Source organism: Paraburkholderia sabiae (genome assembly GCF_030412785.1).
GTDB classification, from domain to species: Bacteria; Pseudomonadota; Gammaproteobacteria; order Burkholderiales; family Burkholderiaceae; genus Paraburkholderia; species Paraburkholderia sabiae.
Window position 1 is genome coordinate 666,398 of record NZ_CP125295.1, and the last position, 18,180, is coordinate 684,577.

An 18,180-nucleotide genomic window follows, 5' to 3' on the forward strand; every position below is an offset into this window, starting at 1 on the left:
TCTGCGTTCTGAATGGCAGTGACGAAACCCCGGCGAGCGCCGGGGTTTTGTTTTGTGCGTTCGCCCGAATGCGGCAACGTGACTGCGTTATGATCCGTTGTCTGTTTTCTTTGCTCCTGCTCGCATCCGCTCGCATGAAATTGCTGTGGCGCATTGTCATCGTGTTGACGTTTTCTCTGCTCGGCATGCAGGGCGCGTTCGCTTGCGAGCATCATCATCATGATGTGTCTTCGGGTGTCGTCCCGGTGCATGCGGAAGCGGCACATTGCCTTGCGTCAACCAGCGATCGGGATTCCAGTTGCCATCGCACGCATTCGTTGTGCTGCATGAGCGCGTGCGGCGTGCATTGCGGTGCGTTGCTATCGAGTGTCAGCGTGTCGGCGCACGCTGCGGCCTCCGAGATTCACTTTGCCGATAGCGACGCGATGCGCGCGAGCGTCACACGTGCGCCGCCTGTTCGTCCGCCGATCGCCTGACGGGTTCGTGTCAGCGCTGCTTCTCATCGAACAGCGCGCAAGCGGGCGACACGCATCACGCTGTCGTCACACGATCCATGCGTTCGCGTGCAACACGATTGCCGCGCCGCATCAGCAAGGAAACGATCCATGATTCGCAGGGAATTTCTCGCCCGTACGTTGAGCGTTGCCGTTGCGTCGCTTTTCGCGCGCAATGTTTCCGCACAGCATTCAATGCACGACATGCACGGCATGAGTGACATGGACGACATGCCGGGCATGTCGTCGTCGCACTCGTCGCACGCCAACCAACACGCCGCACAAGGAACGCCGAAGCTCGCGCCCGAAACGGCGATTCCGTCCGGCGCGCCGCTCGCTGCGTTGCGCACATTGCGCAACGAAAGCAGCGAGCCGGGCGTATTCCGCGCGACGCTCGTCGCGCAACCCGTGCGCCGCCAGTTAATGCCGGGACATCCGACTGCTCTGTGGCTCTACGGCGATGCCGCCCAAGGGCCGATCGTCGGACCGCTCATCGACGTGCGCGAAGGCGACACCGTCGAAATCCGCTTCGTCAACCATCTGCCGCAACCGTCGACGATTCACTGGCACGGTCTGCCCGTACCGCCCGATCAGGACGGCAATCCGATGAACCCGGTCGCGCCCGGCGAAACGCACGTCTACCGATTCACCTTGCCGCCCGGCAGCGCGGGCACGTACTGGTATCACCCGCATCCGCACATGATGTCGGCGGAACAGGTGTTTCGCGGGCTGGCCGGGCCGATCGTCGTGCGTGCCGCCGACGATCCGCTCGCCGCGTTTCCTGAGCGTCACCTGTTCTTCACGGACCTGAAGCTGGCAAGCGACGCGTCCGTCGCGCCGAACGACATGATGGACTGGATGAATGGCCGCGAAGGGCAGTTCGTGCTGGTCAACGGCGCGCGCCGGCCGCGAATCGACGTCGCGCAGGATGAGCGCTGGCGTCTGTGGAATGGCGGCAATGCCCGCTATCTGAGATTGTCGCTGGGCGGGAACCGGACCTTCACGCAGGTCGGCACCGACGGCGGGCTGCTCGACAAGCCGCGCGACGGGCTGACGGAACTGCTGCTCGCGCCGGGCGAGCGGGCGGAGATCGTCGTGCGCGCCGGTGCGCAGGCGTCGACGGCGGTTCTCACGGCAGCCGCGTACGACCGCCGCAAGATGACGATGACGGAAGGCAAGAGTCTGCCCGCCGATCCCGCGAAGCCGCTCGCCGACGTGCGCTTCACGCCGTCGTCGACGGCTGCGGCGCGCACCGTGCCGCCGACATTGCGACCGATCGCCCCGCTGCTGTCATCCACTGACAGCGCGGCCGACAAAGCCCCGCGGAAATCGGTCGTCTTCTCGGAAGAAATGGACATGACGGCGATGCACCGTCCGGGCGCGACGATGTCGGCGCTGCCGCCCGGCATGCAGTTCATGATCAACGGCGCGCGTTTCGATTCATCGCGCATCGCGCTGACGAGCCGGCGGGGCGAAGTCGAAGTCTGGTCGATCGAAAACCGCACCGACATGGATCATCCGTTCCATCTGCACGGCACGCAGTTTCAGGTGATCCGGCGGGAGCGGGGCGGCGTCGCGGTGCCCGAGCCGTATCTTGCATGGCGGGATACCGTCAACGTGCAGCCCGGCGAGACGGTACGCATCGCGACGGTGCAGCGCGACGCAGGCGAGCGGATGTTCCATTGCCACATACTGGAACACGAGGATCTCGGCATGATGGCAACCCTCAAGGTTGTCTGATTGCTGCCGTAGTTATCGTTAGAGGCATTGCCAACGCCAGAAACGAAAAAACCCGGCATGAAGCCGGGTTTTCAAGGCTGCGGACCGAACGTATCAGGCTGCGGACTGAATGTTCGATGCCTGTTTGCCCTTCGGGCCTTGAACGACCTCGAAGCTAACTTTCTGGCCTTCCTTGAGGGTCTTGAAACCGTTCATCTGGATAGCCGAAAAGTGTGCAAACAGATCCTCACCGCCTTCGTCGGGCGTAATGAATCCGAAACCTTTCGCGTCGTTGAACCACTTGACCGTACCAGTTGCCATACCAACTTCCCCTGTAACTCAAAAGCTGCCACGAGCCCTCGAAAAGCTCAACGACCACGGGATGCAGTCGTCCCTCCTCACAAGCTCACCAACGGCATTTTTTCTTTAGACCGCTTATTGAAAAAAGTGCCAGCTTGATTGTTGAGTCTCTTTATTCGAGTGTCAAGAAAATTTTGAGACGCGGAATTCTCCGTTGTAAAGAACCAATTTCCAGGGTTTCTCCCGCTTTTCTTATGTGCGGTGGCGCAAGCGGCGCGTCTTGAAAAGTCGCATAATCGACTCACATGCAGTGCAGAGGTGAGAAGCGGATGGCGCGATGGCGTGTCATCAGCCTGCTGGCCCGGGTTGTGCGATACTCGATCCGACTGCAGTCATCACGCTGCAACACAGATTGACCGGAGGGCCGCCGACCGCACGCGGCCCGGCGCAGAGCGCACCCGCGAGAGGCTGCTCCACAGGGCCGGAGGGAACCGATGTCCGGCCAGCCGGTCGGGTTTTGACAGGATTGCGGGCCTGTCCGAGTTGTTTAGAATGGGTGTATGGCGATTATCCCGGACAAGCAGGACAACACCGTACTGGAGCGGCAGGAACAAAAGCTGAAACCGCCTGCCATGTTCAAGGTGGTGCTGTTGAATGACGATTTCACGCCGATGGAATTCGTCGTGATGGTCGTGCAAGAGTATTTCAATAAAGATCGAGAGACCGCAACGCAGATCATGTTGAAGGTCCATCGCGAAGGCAGGGGAGTTTGTGGGGTCTACACGCGGGACATCGCGTCGACCAAAGTCGAGCAAGTCGTTACCCACGCGCGGCAGGCAGGGCATCCGCTGCAGTGCGTGATGGAGGAAGCATGATTGCCCAGGAACTGGAAGTCAGCCTGCACATGGCGTTCATGGAAGCGCGCCAGGCGCGGCATGAGTTCATCACGGTCGAACATCTTTTGCTGGCGCTGTTGGACAATCCGACGGCGGCTGAAGTGCTGCGCGCATGCGCGGCCAACATTGAAGACCTGCGTCAGAACCTGCGCAACTTCATTCACGACAATACGCCGACCGTTCCGGGCACTGACGACGTCGATACGCAGCCCACGCTGGGTTTCCAGCGTGTGATCCAGCGCGCGATCATGCACGTCCAGTCCACGTCGAACGGCAAGAAGGAAGTGACGGGCGCGAACGTGCTCGTGGCGATCTTCGGCGAGAAGGATTCGCACGCGGTGTATTACCTGCAGCAGCAGGGCGTGACGCGTCTGGATGTCGTCAATTTCATTTCGCACGGCATCGCGAAGACGAACAGCTCGGAAGCCGCGAAGTCGACGGATGCGAATGCGGAATCGGACGAAGCCGCTGCGCAAAAGGAAACGCCGCTTGCACAATTTACGCAGAACCTGAACCAGATGGCGAAGGACGGCCGCATCGATCCGTTGATCGGACGCGAAGCGGAAGTCGAACGCGTGGTGCAGGTGCTGTGCCGTCGTCGCAAGAACAATCCGCTGCTGGTCGGCGAGGCCGGCGTCGGCAAGACGGCGATCGCGGAAGGTCTCGCATGGCGCATCACGCGCGGCGAAGTGCCCGACATTCTGGTGGACGCTCAGGTTTATTCGCTGGACATGGGCGCGCTGCTGGCGGGCACCAAGTATCGCGGCGATTTCGAGCAGCGCCTCAAGACGGTTCTGAAGGAACTCAAGGAACGTCCGAACGCGATCCTGTTCATCGACGAAATCCATACGCTGATCGGCGCGGGCGCTGCATCGGGCGGCACGCTGGACGCGTCGAACCTGCTGAAGCCGGCGCTGTCGTCGGGCACGCTCAAGTGCATCGGCGCGACGACGTTCACGGAATTCCGCGGCATCTTCGAAAAAGACGCGGCACTGTCGCGCCGTTTCCAGAAGATCGACGTGACCGAGCCGACCGTCGAGCAGACGGTGGCGATCCTGCGTGGCCTCAAATCGCGTTTCGAAGAGCACCACGGCGTGAAGTATTCGTCGGGGGCGCTGTCGGCGGCGGCTGAGCTGTCGGCGCGCTTCATCACGGATCGTCATCTGCCCGACAAGGCTATCGACGTGATCGACGAGGCGGGCGCAGCGCAACGCATCCTGCCGAAGTCGAAGCAGAAGAAGACCATCGGCAAGAGCGAGATCGAAGAGATCATCTCGAAGATCGCGCGCGTGCCGGCGCAAAGCGTGTCGCAGGACGACCGCAGCAAGCTGCAGACGCTCGACCGCGATCTCAAGGCCGTCGTGTTCGGTCAGGATCCCGCTATCGACGCGCTGTCGGCTTCGATCAAGATGGCGCGCGCAGGCCTCGGCAAGACGGACAAGCCGATCGGCGCGTTCCTGTTCTCCGGCCCGACGGGCGTCGGCAAAACGGAAGTGGCGCGGCAACTGGCGTTCACGCTGGGTATCGAGCTGATCCGCTTCGACATGTCGGAGTACATGGAGCGTCACGCGGTGAGCCGGCTGATCGGCGCGCCGCCGGGCTATGTCGGTTTCGATCAGGGCGGTCTGCTGACGGAAGCCGTCACGAAGAAGCCGCATTGCGTGCTGCTGCTCGACGAAATCGAGAAAGCGCATCCGGATATCTACAACGTGCTGCTGCAGGTGATGGACCACGGCACGCTGACGGATAACAACGGTCGCAAGGCGGACTTCCGCAACGTCATCATCATCATGACGACGAATGCGGGCGCCGAGTCGATGCAGAAGTCGACGATCGGTTTCACGACGCGCCGCGAAACGGGCGACGAAATGGCCGATATCAAGCGCATGTTCACGCCTGAGTTCCGTAACCGTCTGGATTCGACGATCAGCTTCCGTGCACTCGATGAAGAAATCATCATGCGCGTGGTCGACAAGTTCCTGATGCAGCTGGAAGACCAGCTGCACGAGAAGAAGGTCGACGCGCTCTTCACCGACGCGCTGCGCAAGCATCTCGCGAAGCACGGTTTCGATCCGCTGATGGGCGCACGTCCGATGCAGCGTCTGATCCAGGACACGATCCGTCGTGCACTGGCCGACGAACTGCTGTTCGGCAAGCTGATGAGCGGCGGCCGCGTGACGGTCGACGTCGATGCGGAAGACAAGATCCAGCTGACGTTCGACGAAAATTCGGCGCCGCCGCGCAATCCGAATCCGGAAGCAGTGGAAGTCGACTAAGCGTCGAAACATCCGAAGCAAAAAGAACGGCGTGGGTTTCACAACCCACGCCGTTTTTATTTGGCCGCTCGGCCAAGCAACGATTCAGAACGGATTCTGAGCGATGCCTCAGTGTTTGCCGGTGCTGCCGAAACCGCCTTCGCCGCGATCGCTCGTGTCGAATTCGTCGACGATATTGAACGTCGCCTGCACGACGGGGACGATCACCAGTTGCGCGAGACGCTCCATCGGATTCAGCGTGAACGTGGTCGTGCCGCGATTCCACGTCGAGATCATCAGTTGGCCCTGGTAGTCCGAGTCGATCAGACCGACCAGATTGCCCAGCACGATGCCGTGCTTGTGGCCCATGCCCGATCGCGGCAGGATCAGCGCCGCGTAGCCGGGATCGGCGAGATGGATCGCAAGGCCGGTCGGCACGAGTGCCGTCTGACCGGGTTCGAGCGTGAGCGGCGCATCGAGGCACGCGCGCAGGTCGAGGCCCGCGCTGCCCGTCGTGGCGTAGGCGGGAAGTTGTTCGCGCATGCGCGGGTCGAGAATCTTGAGGTCGAGTTTCATGCAGTTCGGTGAGAGGTTGAAAAAATGGCGGCGCCCGTCATCGCAACGGAACACCGTAGTCGATTCATGACTTGCCGAGATCGAACGCCTCGGCCAGCAGTTGATACGAACGCAGACGCGCGCGGTAGCTGCCCGCGACCGTGAGCACGATCAGTTCGTCCGCATCGAATTGTTCCTGCAGCGCGCGCATGCGCTCCGTCACGGACTCGGGCGTGCCGATGATGCTGCGCGGCTTTTCCCGGTCGATGATCAGCTGCTCGCGCTCGCCATATTCCTGCGCGAGACCCTGCGCGATGGACGGCACGGGCGCGTTCAATCCGTATGCCATTTGCACGCGACGTAGATCGACGGCTTTTTCGAGGTCGGCAGCTTCCTGCTCTGTGTCCGCGCAGATCACGAACACCGCTGCCGCGAGATACGGCTTTTCCTCGTGGCCGGGCACGAAGCGCTCGCGATACGCTTGCGCGACCGAATGTCCGAAATGCGCATTGATGAAATGCGCGAATGAAAAGCGGATGCCGAGCTGCGCGGCCAGCATGCCGCCGAAATCGCTGGAACCGAGTACCCACAATTGCGGACGCGTCTCGATCTGCGGCTGCAGCAGCACGCCGTGCGCGAGGTGATCGGACGGCAGCGCGCCGTCCATCAGCGCGACGAGTTCGCTCACCTGCTGCGGAAACAGTTCGCCGCGATTGTAGGCGCCCGCCGCGACGGCCTGCGCGGTGCGCATGTCGCCACCCGGCGCGCGTCCGACGCCCAGATCGACGCGATTCGGAAACAGCGCTTCGAGCATCATGAACTGCTCGGCAACCTTGAACGGGCTGTAGTACGGCAGCATGATGCCGCCGGAGCCGATGCGGATGCGCTTCGTCACGCTGCCGAGGCGCGCGAGCATCACTTCCGGGCACGGGTTCGACACGCCATAAAGCCCGTGATGTTCGGCGCACCAATAGCGCGTGAAGCCGAGGTCGTCGGCGAGTTGCGCGAGTTCGACCGTCGCGGCGATCGCGTCGGCAACCGTATGCCCGTCGATGACGGGCGTCTGGTCGAGCACGGAGAGCAGAGTCATGACAGCACCAGAACGTTAGCTGATGAAGAGCATTCGAGCGTGAACGTGGACGATGACGGCGAGCGCGGCGCGTTCAACCTGTCACGCTCCCCGTCACGCTCGCATCCGGCAGGCGCTTGGCGATTTCGGCGATGAGTGCACGCGCGAGCGTCTGCTTGTCCGCGCGCGGCAGCCGCGTCGTGCCGGCGGCTTCGAACAGCACGACTTCGTTGTCGTCGAGCCCGAAAGTCTGCGGGCCCAGATTGCCGATCAGAAGCGGCACGTTCTTGCGCTTGCGCTTCTCTTCGCCGTGAATGTCGAGATCGCCGCTTTCCGCTGCGAAGCCGACGCAGAACGGCGCTTTCGGAAGCTTCGCGACGGCAGCCAGAATGTCCGGATTCTCGACGAACGAAAACGACGGAATGGCGTGATCGGCCGTCTTCTTGATCTTGTGTTCGGCGACATGATCGACGCGCCAGTCCGCGACGGCCGCGACGCCGATGAAGATGTCGTAGCCGGGCACCGCGCGCATCACGGCGTCGTGCATCTGCTGCGCCGTCTGCACGTCTTCGCGATAGACGCCCCACGGTGTATCGAGTCCGACGGGGCCCGCGACGAGATGCACGTCGGCTCCCGCCTGCTGCGCGGCGCGCGCGAGTGCGAAGCCCATCTTGCCGCTCGAACGGTTCGTGATGCCGCGTACGGGATCGAGCGGCTCGAAAGTCGGGCCTGCTGTCAGCAGCACGCGGCGGCCGGCCAGCGTCTTCGGCGTGAAGAACGCGGCGATCGCTTCATAGACGGCTTCCGGTTCGAGCATGCGTCCGTCGCCGACTTCGCCACATGCCTGCGCGCCCGAATCGGGGCCGAGCAGTTCGATGCCGTCCGCGCGCAACTGCGCGACGTTGCGTTGCGTTGCCGGATTCATCCACATCTGCCGGTTCATCGCCGGCACGACGAGCAGCGGACAGTCGCGCGCGATGCACAGCGTCGACAGCAGGTCGTCGCACAGACCGTGCGCGAGCTTGGCGAGGAAATCGGTGGAGGCGGGGGCGATCACGATCGCGTCGGCTTCGCGCGACAGATCGATGTGCGGCATGTTGTTCGCGATGCGCGCGTCCCACTGGCTCGTGTAGACGGGGCGGCCGGACAGCGCCTGCATCGTGACGGGCGTGATGAACTGCGTGGCGGCTTCCGTCATCGCGATCTGGACCGTGGCGCCCGCTTTCACGAGCAGCCGCGTGAGTTCAGCGATCTTGTAGCAGGCGATCCCGCCTGTCATGCCGAGGACGATGTGTTTTCCGGCGAGTTCTGTGGCCAACTGATGCCTCCGACAAGACATGATGGCCGGCGCATCGGTGAAGCGCGCCGGCTTCGTACTGCAAGACTGCCAGGGCGCGGGCGCCGCGGTTCGAGGCCGCGATGCCTGCGCTGGCAATGCGGCCTCGAATGCGCCGCGTTGTTGTTATGTCAGCGTGTGCCGCGCACGCGCCGCAGTTCGTCGAACACCAGCAATGCCGCGCCGACCGTGATCGCGCTGTCCGCGAGATTGAACGCCGGCCAGTGCCACGCGCCGACGTGGAAATCGAGGAAGTCGATCACGTGGCCATACAGCAGCCGGTCGATCACGTTGCCGATCGCGCCACCCATGATCAGCGAGAGCGCCGTGCAGAACATCTTCTGATTGCCGTGACGCTTGAGCAGATAGCAGATCAGAATGGCCGCCGCGACGCCGAGCGCCGTGAACGCCCAGCGCTGCCAGCCGCCCGCCATCGCAAGGAAGCTGAACGCGGCGCCGCGGTTGTAGACGAGCACGAGGTTGAAGAACGGCGCGATCGCATGCGACGAGCCGTACGCGAACACCTTCGCCACCGCAATCTTCGTCAACTGATCGAACAGGATCACGATGACCGCGACGCCCAGCCACGGCGCAAGCGAGCCGCCCGTCGATTTCGACAGCGTTCTGGACATTATGCCGCGCTCCTCGTTTCGCCGTTGCCGAACAGGTTGCTGATGCAGCGGCCGCAGAGCGTCGGATGCTCGGCGTTTTCGCCCACTTCCTTGCGATAGTGCCAGCAGCGTTCGCACTTCAGATACTTCGACGTGATCACTTCGACGCCTTCTTCTTCGACGCTATCGACCTTCACGACCGTCGCGCCCGACGTGATCAGCACGAACTTGAGGTCGGCGCCGAGGCTCGCGAGCGCATCGTGACGCGCGCCGCTCGCGCGGATTTCGACTTCCGCCTGCAGCGACGAACCGATCTGGTTCGCGACACGCGCTTCTTCCAGCGCCTTCGTCACGTCGCTGCGCACTGCGCGCAGGAGCGTCCACTTGTCGAGCAGCGTCGCGGCTTCCGGCACGTCCGGATACGCGTGATACGTCTCGGTGTAGATGGTTTCGCTGTTCGGCTGGAACACCTTCCATGCTTCTTCGGCGGTGAACGACAGGAACGGCGCCATCAGACGCAGCAGGCCGTGCGCGATGTGATACAGCGCGGTCTGCGCCGAGCGGCGTGCGTTCGAATCGGGTGCCGTCGTGTACAGACGGTCCTTCAGCACGTCGAGATAGAAACCGCCCAGATCTTCCGAGCAGAACGTCTGCAGCTTCGCGACGACCGGGTGGAATTCGTAGCGGTCGTAGTGCGACAGGATGTCCGCTTGCAGATTCGCGGTCAGCGCGACGGCATAACGGTCGATTTCCAGCCAGTCGCTGACGGGACGCGCATGCTTCTCGAAGTCGAAGTCCGACAGGTTCGCGAGCAGGAAGCGCAGCGTGTTACGGATGCGTCGATAGCTTTCCGTCACGCGCTTGAGAATTTCTTCGGAGATGGCCAGCTCGCCCGAGTAATCGGTCGACGCGATCCACAAACGGATGATTTCCGCGCCCAGACGGTTCGACACCTCATGCGGATCGATGCCGTTGCCGAGCGACTTCGACATCTTGCGGCCTTCGCCGTCGACGGTGAAGCCGTGCGTCAGCAGCGCGTTGTACGGCGGACGGCCGTCGAGCATCGACGCCGTCAACAGCGACGAATGGAACCAGCCGCGATGCTGGTCCGAGCCTTCCAGATACAGATCGGCCGGGAACTGCAATTCGTCTTTGTGTGAGCCGCGCAGCACGTGCCAGTGCGTCGTGCCCGAATCGAACCACACGTCGAGCGTGTCGCGGTTCTTTTCGTACATGTTCGCGTCGTCGCCGATCAGCTCGCGCGGATCGAGCGTCTGCCATGCCTCGATGCCCGACACTTCGACGCGCTTCGCGACTTCTTCGAGCAGTTCGGGCGTACGCGGATGCAGGTCGCCTGTTTCCTTGTGCACGAAGAACGCCATCGGCACGCCCCATTGACGCTGACGCGACAGCGTCCAGTCGGGACGGTTGGCGATCATCGCGAACAGGCGCTGCTTGCCCCACGACGGATAGAACGCCGTCGCCTCGATGCCTTCGAGCGCCGTCTCGCGCAGCGTCTTGTCGCTGTCGTTCGGCTTGATGTCCATGCCGGCGAACCATTGCGACGTCGCGCGGTAGATGATCGGCGTCTTGTGACGCCAGCAGTGCATGTAGCTGTGCAGGTACTTTTCGGTGCGCAGCAGCGTGCCCGCTTCGTCGAGCGCTTCGACGATCTTCGGATTCGCGTCCCAGATCGACAGACCGCCGAACAGCGCGAGCGATTCGATGTAGCGGCCATCGCCCATCACCGGGCTGATGATGTCCGAGTCGGCCATGCCGTGTGCCTTGCACGACACGAAGTCCTCGACGCCGTATGCCGGCGACGAGTGCACGATGCCCGTACCCGTTTCCGTCGTCACGTAGTCGCCGAGATAGACGGGCGCTGTGCGCTTGTAGCCGGGATGCGCGGACGCGAGCGGATGGTTGAAGCGCAGATTCACGAGCTTCGCGCCGGGCGCTGTCGCGATCACGTTGCCTTCGATGCCGTACGACTTCAGGCAGGCCTCGACGCGCTCTTCAGCGAGGATCAGCAGGCCGCGCGGCGTATCGACGAGTGCGTAGACGATTTCCGGATGCAGGTTCAGCGCCTGGTTGGCGGGGATCGTCCACGGCGTGGTCGTCCAGATCACGACGCCGCCTTCGTTGCGCGGCAGCGCGGCGAGACCGAACGCCTGCGCCGTCTTCTCCGGCTCGGCGAACGTGAACAGCACGTCGATGGTCGGATCGGTCTTGTCCTTGTACTCGACTTCCGCTTCGGCCAGCGCCGAGCCGCAGTCGAAACACCAGTTCACCGGCTTCAGGCCGCGGAACACGTAGCCCTTTTCCATGATCTTCGCGAGTGCGCGGATTTCGCCGGCTTCGTTCGCGAAGTTCATCGTTTTGTACGGATTGTCCCAGTCGCCGAGCACGCCAAGACGGCGGAAGCCGGCCTTCTGCTTCTCGATCTGCTCGGTTGCGTAGGCGCGCGCCTTCGCCATCACTTCGGCGGCGGGCAGCGATTTGCCGAACTGTTTTTCGATCTGGATTTCGATCGGCATGCCGTGGCAGTCCCAGCCCGGCACATAGACGGCGTCGAAGCCCGCGAGATTGCGCGCCTTGACGATCATGTCCTTCAGGATCTTGTTCACCGCGTGGCCGAGGTGGATGTCGCCGTTCGCATACGGCGGGCCGTCGTGCAGGATGAACTTCTGGCGGCCCTTCGAGGCGGCGCGGATCTTCTCGTAGATCTTGCGCTCCTGCCATTCCTTGACCCATTGCGGCTCGCGCCTGGGCAGGTCGCCACGCATCGGGAAGGGCGTGTCGAGCAGGTTGACGGGGTATCGGGCCTGCGGTTTCGAATCGGCTTTCTTGTTGCTCATGGTGAGGTAGCGGTGAATACGATGTTGGGGCGCGGCATGCGCAAAGGCCTGAGTGGCGCCGGGCGAGGCGTCTGGCGGTGCGCCCGGCGTCGCGCACGATGCGAGGCCGTTGCATTGCTGCAGGCGGCGCCCGTCGATGCGCGGCGGACGGTACGTGCTTCGCTCAAGCGCCTGCACGTACCGCGGCGGTCATCTAATTCGATCGGTTGCCGACGTGGCGAAACCTGTAGAACGGCTGCCCGGCGCGTCGCCGATGGCTTCGAACCACGTGCGGGCGTTCGCGACGTCGCGCGCGATTGCTGCCGTCAGCGTTTCGAGATCGACGAACTTTTCCTCGTCGCGCAGCTTCTTGAGAAACTCGACGCGCACCAGCTTGCCATACGCGTCGCCGTGCCAGTCGAGCAGATGCACTTCGAGCAGCACGCGGCCGGAATCGTCGACAGTGGGACGCAAGCCGAGACTCGCGACGCCCGGCAGCGGTTTGTCGTCGATACCGTGCACCTGCACGATGAAAATGCCCGACAGCGCGGGACGCTTGTGCGCGATAGGCAGATTCAGCGTGGGAAAACCGAGATCGCGGCCGAGCTTCAGACCATGCACGACGTGGCCGCTGATCAGATAGTCGCGGCCCAGCGCGGCGCGTGCCGAGTCCAGATCGCCCGCGATCAGCGACATGCGCACGCCCGAACTGGAAATGCGCGCGCCGGACGGATCGGCGACAGTCGCCATCTGCTCGACTTCGAAACCGTACGACTCGCCCGCCGTTTTCAGCGAATTGAAGTCGCCCGCGCGCTTCGCGCCGTAGCGGAAGTCGTCGCCGATCATCACCCAGCGCGCGTGCAGGCCATTGACGATGATCCGCTCGACGAACGTATCCGGCGACTGGCTCGCGAACGTGTGATTGAAATGCTCGACCACCACGCGATCGACGCCGTTCATGCGCAGCGCTTCGAGCTTGTCGCGCAACATGGCGATGCGCGGCGGCGCGCTGGCGGGATTGAAGAACTCGCGCGGGTGCGGCTCGAAGGTCATCACGCAGACGGGCAGGCCGCGCGCGTCTGCGGCAGCGCGGACGCGGGCGAGCAACGCCTGATGTCCGCGGTGGACACCGTCGAAGTTGCCGATGGTCAGTGCGCACGGCGCACGGCTCTCGGCATTGGGAAGACCGCGGAAGACTCTCACGATAGCGGGCGAAGGATTTGAGCGGGCCGGATGCCGCAAAACAATCGATTATAAACGCACAGGGCTACAGACGGCGCCGCCGCGCGGATTGCGGCATGGCCGAATGATAAAATCCGCGCATGAAAAATCTCGTCATTCTGATTTCCGGACGGGGCAGCAACATGGAAGCCATCGTGCGCGCGTGCGCAAGCGAGGGCTGGCCGGCGCGTGTCGCCGCCGTGATTGCCAACCGTCCCGATGCCGCCGGGCTTGCGTTTGCGGCGTCGCAAGGCATTGCCGCGGTGGTCGTCGACCACCGCCAGTTTCCTGACCGCGAAAGCTTCGACGCCGCGCTCGCGCGCGAAATCGACGGCTTCGCGCCCGATCTGGTCGTGCTCGCCGGCTTCATGCGCGTGCTGACCGATGGTTTCGTCGACCGTTACGCGGGCCGCATGATCAACGTGCATCCGTCCCTGCTGCCGAGCTTTCCGGGCCTCAAGACGCACCAGTCGGCGCTCGACGCGGGCGTGCGGCTGCATGGCGCGTCCGTACATTTCGTCACGCCGACGCTCGATCACGGCCCGATCGTGCTGCAATCGGCCGTGCCCGTGCTTTCCGGCGACGACGCCGCGACGCTCGCGGCGCGCGTGCTCGACACCGAACATGTTATTTATCCGCGCGCAGTGCGCTGGTTCGTCGAAGGGCGCCTCGCCGTCGACGGCCTGCGCGTCACCGTGACGCCGCCCGAGCCGCAGTGGCTCTTCATCGACACAATTAGCCAGAACACCGCCGGGGAGGGCGCATGAGACTGCATGGATTTTTGATCGGACAAACTGAGACTCTGCTTGCGGACGTCCTAAAGTTCACCGGCCCCGCCGATGCCGCAACCAGCCGCTTTTTCCGCGCGCATCCGAAGCTCGGCCACGGCGAGCGCGGTGTGATCGCGGAAGCCGTGTTTGCGGTCCTGCGCCGCCGGATGGAATTTGCGCATCTGGCAGAAAGCGGCACCGGTAGTCCGAACCGCCGCATGGCGCTGCTCGGATTGATGCAGACCGCGGGCCGTACGGCGCTGAAGCCGTTCGTGTCGGAAGCGGAAAACTCGTGGCTCGAGCATGTCTCGAAGATCGATCCGCAGAGTCTGCCGCTGCGTATCCGCATGAATCTGCCCGACTGGATCTATCAGGCGCTCAGCAACCGCTTCGAAGCCGAGGAAATCGCTCATCTGGCCGCCGCGCTGAACTATCCGGCGCCGCTCGATCTGCGCGCGAACCCGATCAAGGCGAGCCGCGACGACGTGCTCGGCGCGCTGTCGAAGGCGGGCATCGAGGCGGGCGCGACGCCGTACGCGCCGCTCGGCGTCCGCGTGGTCGGCAAGCCGCCGCTCACGAAGCTCGACGCGTTCCAGGACGGCTGGCTCGAAGTGCAGGACGAAGGCAGCCAGCTGCTTTGTACGCTGGTCGCGCCCAAGCGCGGCGAGATGATCGTCGATTTCTGCGCGGGCGCGGGCGGCAAGACGCTGGCACTCGGCGCGGCGATGCGCTCGACGGGCCGTCTGTACGCATTCGACATCTCCGACCGGCGTCTCGCCAAGCTCAAGCCGCGCCTCGCGCGCAGCGGCCTGTCGAACGTGAATCCGGTTCTGATCGACAGCGAACACGACGCGAAGATCAAGCGGCTTGCGGGCAAGATCGACCGTGTGCTGGTCGACGCGCCGTGCAGCGGCCTCGGCACGCTGCGCCGCAATCCCGATCTGAAATGGCGCCAGTCGCCGGAATCGATCGCCGAACTGACGCCGAAGCAGCTGTCCATCCTGACGAGCGCCGCACGTCTCGTGAAGAAGGGCGGCCGTCTCGTCTACGCGACGTGCAGCATTCTCGACGCCGAAAACGAAGGCGTCGTGAAGCAGTTCCTCGCCGATCATCCCGATTTCGAACTGGTGCCTGCGCGCGATGTGCTCGCCGAACAGCGCGTCGAACTGGAAATGGGCGACTTCCTGTCGCTGTGGCCGCACCGTCATTCGACGGATGGCTTCTTCGCGGCCGTGCTGGAGCGCCGCGGCTAAGCGCGTCACGCCAACGGGCCGCTTTCGGGCGGTCCGGCCGGTGCGCAGCTCGTGAATGACGTGTCGTGCCGGCTGCTGGAAACAACATGCAAAACCATCTCTTCTTTCACATGCTGGGCGACGTCGTGCGCGACTTCGGCCAGCCCGTGATCCTGTGGCAGGTCGGCGTGCTGCTCGGCACGCTGGCGCTTGCGTGGGTGCTCGCGCGTCTCGCGCGGCGTGCTTTGGATGCGCAGCGCGAAACCCGCTATAACGCGCTGCGATTCGGTGCGGAAGCGCTCAATCGCGCGCTCTTTCCGTTGCTCGGCGGCGTGCTCGTGTGGATCGCGCGGGCGATCGCGGGGCAGTTCATCCACACGTCGCTGCTCGATCTCGCGCTGGTGCCGCTGTTCGGCATCGGGCTGATCTACATCGTGTTCTATCTCGCGCGCCGCGTGTTCGGGCGCGACGGCAGCACGCATACGTGGCTGTCGCTGGTCGAGAAGGTCGTGTCGCTGATCGTCTGGGTTGGCATGGTGCTGACGGTCATGGGCATCCAGAACGACGTGCTCAAATGGATGGCGAGCGTGCAGTTCCGCATCGCCAATACGCACCTGACCTTGCTGTCGCTGCTGTCAGGGTTGCTGTGGGTGTGCGTGACGATGATCGTCGCGATGTGGCTCGGCGCGGCGCTCGAAGACCGGCTGATGCGCGCAGGCGCGCTCGACGCGAACCTGAAAGTGGTGCTGTCGCGCGTCGGCCGGGCGCTGCTGATTCTCGCGGCGATTCTGATCAGTCTGTCGCTGGTCGGAATCGACATCACGGTGCTCGGCGTGTTTGGCGGCGCGCTGGGCGTGGGGCTTGGCTTCGGCTTGCAGAAGATTGCGAGCAACTACGTGTCGGGCTTCATCATCCTGATCGACCGGTCGCTGCGGATCGGCGACACGATCAACGTGAGCGGGCTGCAAGGCATGGTCACGCAGATCCGCACGCGTTATACCGTCGTGCGCGGACTCGACGGGATCGAAACGCTGATTCCGAACGAAAAACTGATCACCGACGTCGTGCAGAACCAGTCGTCGTATCTGACACGCGGCAATGCGAAGGCGACGGTCCAGATCGCCTATTCGACGGATGTCGAGAAGGCGATGGCGTTGCTGGTCGAGGCGACGGCGGGTGTCGAGCGTGTGTTGCGGGAACCGGCGCCGACGCCATATCTGGCGGGCTTCGGGCCGGACGGCATCAATCTGGAACTCGGTTACTGGATCGAAGACGCGGCGACGGGCACGTCGGGCGTGCGCTCGAACGTGAACCGCAACATCTGGCGGCTTTTCAAGGAAAACGGCATCGCGATTCCTTATGCGCAACGGGAAGTGCGCATTGTCGAGGGCAATAGCGACATCATGTCGCAGGCGGTAAGTGTGACTGGACGTGCCGCCAACGAACCGGGCAGCGCCGCCTGAAACGGGCGTTCCCGGGGTCGAAAATGGCCGCTTCGACCCTCAATCGGCGCGTCTGCAGTTGATGCAGCACAACAAAATCCTTTTTTGTTACAGATACTTGGAACCGTTCGCGTAGAATAACGTCCAAAATCTTCAATTGCTTTCACTTCCTTGACATCCGCCGTTGTATCCTTGCGCGAATGTCTTCGTTTCCAGGTAAATGGCCTTGTTGAATTCCCTGCTTGATTTCCTTGCCCACGGCGCATTGCGTTTTTCGTGGTGGCAAATCGTGTTGTGGACGCTCGCCGTCACGCACGTGACGATTATCGGCGTCACGGTCTATCTCCATCGCTGCCAGGCGCACCGCGCGCTGGATCTGCACCCCATCGCAAGTCACTTCTTCCGCTTCTGGCTGTGGATGAGCACGGGCATGCTGACGGGCCAGTGGGCCGCGATTCACCGCAAGCACCACGCAAAGTGCGAAACGGAAGAAGATCCGCACAGCCCGCAGACGCGCGGTATCTGGAAGGTGCTGCTCGAAGGCGCCGAACTGTATCGCACCGAAGCGAAGAACGAAGAAACGATGCGCAAGTTCAGCCACGGCACGCCGAATGACTGGCTCGAGCGCAACGTCTATACGAAGTATCCGATTCTCGGCGTGAGCCTGATGATGGTCATCGACGTCGCGCTGTTCGGCATCGTCGGTCTGACCGTGTGGGCCGTGCAGATGATCTGGATTCCGTTCTGGGCGGCTGGCGTCGTCAATGGTCTCGGACACTTCTGGGGTTATCGCAACTTCAACTCGTCGGATGCGAGCACGAATCTGTTCCCGTGGGGCATCATCATCGGCGGCGAAGAACTGCACAACAACCACCATACGTATGCGACGTCCGCGAAGCTGTCGAACAAGTGGTACGAGTTCGATATCGGCTGGATGTATATCCGCATCATGTCGGCGTTCCGTCTCGCCAAGGTGAAGAAGATCGCGCCGACGCCGCGTCTGACTACCGGCAAGCTCGTGCTCGATCAGGACACGCTGCAAGCCGTGCTGGCGAACCGCTATGAAGTCATGGCGAGCTACGCGAAGGCGATCAAGCGTGCGTACCGTCAGGAACTGGCGCATCTGAAGGAAGTCGGTGCGCGCGAGAAATATCAGCTGATGCGCGGCGCGCGTAGCTGGTTCCACAAGGAAGAGGCCGGTCTCGACGAGCCGCAGCGTCTCCAGTTGCCGCAGATTTTCGCAAGCAGCCAGAAGTTGCGCACTTACATTGAACTGCGCAACGAACTCGCGGCGATGTGGGAACGTTCGAACGCATCGCGCGAACAACTGCTGGTGCAATTGCAAGATTGGTGTCACCGCGCTGAGCAAAGCGGCATCAAGGCCCTGCAGGAATTTGCGATGCGCCTGCGGCGCTACGCCTGATTCGCGACGAAATCTATTAA

The 18,180-nt window shown here is 63.0% G+C and carries 15 protein-coding genes; 8 read left to right on the forward strand and 7 right to left on the reverse strand.

The window, feature by feature from the left end; genetic code table 11:
• The first annotated feature begins 134 nt into the window (after window positions 1-134).
• A complete protein-coding gene (locus tag QEN71_RS02985) occupies window positions 135-476 on the forward strand; it encodes a hypothetical protein (protein WP_201650650.1) in 342 nt (113 codons plus the stop codon).
• 129 nt (window positions 477-605) lie between these two features.
• A complete protein-coding gene (locus tag QEN71_RS02990) occupies window positions 606-2,234 on the forward strand; it encodes a multicopper oxidase family protein (RefSeq protein WP_201650649.1) in 1,629 nt (542 codons plus the stop codon).
• A 93-nt stretch (window positions 2,235-2,327) separates the two neighbouring features.
• Here the strand turns inward: QEN71_RS02990 and cspD are convergent, their stop codons facing one another.
• The gene (cspD, locus tag QEN71_RS02995; RefSeq protein WP_007586257.1) at window positions 2,328-2,534 is read right to left on the reverse strand and encodes a cold shock domain-containing protein CspD; all 207 of its coding nucleotides are present in this window, start codon (window positions 2,532-2,534) and stop codon (window positions 2,328-2,330) included.
• 539 nt (window positions 2,535-3,073) lie between these two features.
• Between cspD and clpS the strand changes: the two genes are divergently transcribed.
• Both clpS and clpA read left to right on the forward strand, forming a co-directional pair.
• Window positions 3,074-3,388, forward strand: a complete 315-nt coding sequence (gene clpS / locus QEN71_RS03000) for an ATP-dependent Clp protease adapter ClpS (RefSeq protein WP_028368427.1) — start codon at window positions 3,074-3,076, stop codon at window positions 3,386-3,388.
• Window positions 3,385-5,685 (forward strand): ATP-dependent Clp protease ATP-binding subunit ClpA, encoded by a 2,301-nt coding sequence (gene clpA, locus QEN71_RS03005; protein WP_201650648.1) that lies wholly within the window; start codon window positions 3,385-3,387, stop codon window positions 5,683-5,685. The genes clpS and clpA overlap by 4 nt, the downstream gene beginning before the upstream one ends.
• A gap of 108 nt (window positions 5,686-5,793) precedes the next feature.
• Here the strand turns inward: clpA and dut are convergent, their stop codons facing one another.
• The 6 genes from dut to QEN71_RS03035 all read right to left on the reverse strand — a co-directional run bounded on the left by dut (window position 5,794) and on the right by QEN71_RS03035 (window position 13,275).
• Window positions 5,794-6,240 (reverse strand): dUTP diphosphatase, encoded by a 447-nt coding sequence (gene dut, locus QEN71_RS03010; RefSeq protein ID WP_201650647.1) that lies wholly within the window; start codon window positions 6,238-6,240, stop codon window positions 5,794-5,796.
• Between the two features lie 64 nt (window positions 6,241-6,304).
• On the reverse strand, window positions 6,305-7,309 hold the full coding sequence (locus QEN71_RS03015) for an LLM class flavin-dependent oxidoreductase (protein ID WP_201650646.1): 1,005 nt from the start codon (window positions 7,307-7,309) through the stop codon (window positions 6,305-6,307).
• Between the two features lie 73 nt (window positions 7,310-7,382).
• Window positions 7,383-8,627, reverse strand: coding sequence for a bifunctional phosphopantothenoylcysteine decarboxylase/phosphopantothenate--cysteine ligase CoaBC (gene coaBC / locus QEN71_RS03020; RefSeq protein WP_377791002.1), 1,245 nt, complete (start codon window positions 8,625-8,627; stop codon window positions 7,383-7,385).
• A gap of 128 nt (window positions 8,628-8,755) precedes the next feature.
• Window positions 8,756-9,256 (reverse strand): signal peptidase II, encoded by a 501-nt coding sequence (gene lspA, locus QEN71_RS03025; RefSeq protein WP_201650644.1) that lies wholly within the window; start codon window positions 9,254-9,256, stop codon window positions 8,756-8,758.
• Complete coding sequence (gene ileS / locus QEN71_RS03030; RefSeq protein ID WP_201650643.1) at window positions 9,256-12,093, reverse strand: isoleucine--tRNA ligase; 2,838 nt, start codon at window positions 12,091-12,093, stop codon at window positions 9,256-9,258. Before ileS ends, lspA begins: the two co-directional genes overlap by 1 nt.
• 189 nt (window positions 12,094-12,282) lie before the next feature.
• Entirely contained in the window at window positions 12,283-13,275 is a 993-nt protein-coding gene (locus QEN71_RS03035) for a bifunctional riboflavin kinase/FAD synthetase (RefSeq protein ID WP_201650642.1), read from the reverse strand.
• 119 nt (window positions 13,276-13,394) lie between these two features.
• On the opposite strand from QEN71_RS03035, the gene purN reads away from it, so the two are divergent.
• The 4 genes from purN to QEN71_RS03055 all read left to right on the forward strand — a co-directional run bounded on the left by purN (window position 13,395) and on the right by QEN71_RS03055 (window position 18,160).
• On the forward strand, window positions 13,395-14,060 hold the full coding sequence (gene purN, locus QEN71_RS03040; RefSeq protein ID WP_201650641.1) for a phosphoribosylglycinamide formyltransferase: 666 nt from the start codon (window positions 13,395-13,397) through the stop codon (window positions 14,058-14,060).
• Window positions 14,057-15,316 (forward strand): RsmB/NOP family class I SAM-dependent RNA methyltransferase, encoded by a 1,260-nt coding sequence (locus tag QEN71_RS03045; protein WP_201650640.1) that lies wholly within the window; start codon window positions 14,057-14,059, stop codon window positions 15,314-15,316. Before purN ends, QEN71_RS03045 begins: the two co-directional genes overlap by 4 nt.
• 86 nt (window positions 15,317-15,402) lie before the next feature.
• A complete protein-coding gene (locus tag QEN71_RS03050; protein ID WP_201650639.1) occupies window positions 15,403-16,758 on the forward strand; it encodes a mechanosensitive ion channel family protein in 1,356 nt (451 codons plus the stop codon).
• 205 nt (window positions 16,759-16,963) lie between these two features.
• Complete coding sequence (locus QEN71_RS03055) at window positions 16,964-18,160, forward strand: DesA family fatty acid desaturase (RefSeq protein WP_201650638.1); 1,197 nt, start codon at window positions 16,964-16,966, stop codon at window positions 18,158-18,160.
• Window positions 18,161-18,180 lie beyond the last annotated feature (20 nt).

Excerpts from the sequence above, each read along its gene's own strand:
- clpS (WP_028368427.1), top strand. The coding sequence starts at position 3,074 with ATGGCGATTATCCCGGACAAGCAGGACAACACCGTACTGGAGCGGCAG.
- QEN71_RS03045 (WP_201650640.1), top strand. The coding sequence starts at position 14,057 with ATGAGACTGCATGGATTTTTGATCGGACAAACTGAGACTCTGCTTGCG.
- QEN71_RS03050 (WP_201650639.1), top strand. The coding sequence starts at position 15,403 with ATGCAAAACCATCTCTTCTTTCACATGCTGGGCGACGTCGTGCGCGAC.
- clpA (WP_201650648.1), top strand. The coding sequence starts at position 3,385 with ATGATTGCCCAGGAACTGGAAGTCAGCCTGCACATGGCGTTCATGGAA.
- ileS (WP_201650643.1), bottom strand. The coding sequence starts at position 12,093 with ATGAGCAACAAGAAAGCCGATTCGAAACCGCAGGCCCGATACCCCGTC.
- QEN71_RS02990 (WP_201650649.1), top strand. The coding sequence starts at position 606 with ATGATTCGCAGGGAATTTCTCGCCCGTACGTTGAGCGTTGCCGTTGCG.
- QEN71_RS03015 (WP_201650646.1), bottom strand. The coding sequence starts at position 7,309 with ATGACTCTGCTCTCCGTGCTCGACCAGACGCCCGTCATCGACGGGCAT.
- dut (WP_201650647.1), bottom strand. The coding sequence starts at position 6,240 with ATGAAACTCGACCTCAAGATTCTCGACCCGCGCATGCGCGAACAACTT.
- QEN71_RS02985 (WP_201650650.1), top strand. The coding sequence starts at position 135 with ATGAAATTGCTGTGGCGCATTGTCATCGTGTTGACGTTTTCTCTGCTC.
- cspD (WP_007586257.1), bottom strand. The coding sequence starts at position 2,534 with ATGGCAACTGGTACGGTCAAGTGGTTCAACGACGCGAAAGGTTTCGGA.
- lspA (WP_201650644.1), bottom strand. The coding sequence starts at position 9,256 with ATGTCCAGAACGCTGTCGAAATCGACGGGCGGCTCGCTTGCGCCGTGG.
- coaBC (WP_377791002.1), bottom strand. The coding sequence starts at position 8,627 with ATGTCTTGTCGGAGGCATCAGTTGGCCACAGAACTCGCCGGAAAACAC.
- purN (WP_201650641.1), top strand. The coding sequence starts at position 13,395 with ATGAAAAATCTCGTCATTCTGATTTCCGGACGGGGCAGCAACATGGAA.